Raw genomic sequence first — 454 nt, forward strand, 5'->3', positions numbered from 1 at the left:
ATCGCCATTGGCGATGTCGGCATTGCCGACGAGATCGCGAAACAGCGGCAGCGTCGTCTTGATACCGTCGACGACGAACTCGTCCAGGGCGCGGCGCAGGCGCATCATGCACTCGACGCGGTTACGCCCATGTACAATCAGCTTGCCGATCAGGCTGTCGTAATAGGGCGGGATCTTGTAGCCGGAATAGACGCCGGAATCGACGCGGATGCCCAGACCACCCGGTGTGTGGAAATGGGTGATCGTACCGGGCGAGGGGGTGAAGGTGCGTGGGTCCTCGGCGTTGATGCGGCATTCGATGGCGTGGCCGTTGAACTTGATGTCCTCCTGCTTCACCGAGAGGCCGCCGCCGGAAGCGACGCGGATCTGCTCATGCACGAGATCGATGCCGGTGATCGCTTCCGTCACCGGATGCTCGACCTGCAGGCGCGTGTTCATCTCGATGAAATAGAAC

General features: G+C 61.5%; 1 pseudogene. It reads right to left on the reverse strand.

Features of this window, described 5'->3' with window-relative positions:
• Positions 1 to 454 (reverse strand): annotated as a pseudogene (locus tag EN991_RS39440) (acetyl-CoA carboxylase biotin carboxylase subunit); the annotation flags it as partial.

The organism is Mesorhizobium sp. M7A.F.Ca.US.005.03.2.1 (assembly GCF_003997795.1).
In the GTDB taxonomy this organism is placed as follows: domain Bacteria; phylum Pseudomonadota; class Alphaproteobacteria; order Rhizobiales; family Rhizobiaceae; genus Mesorhizobium; species Mesorhizobium ciceri.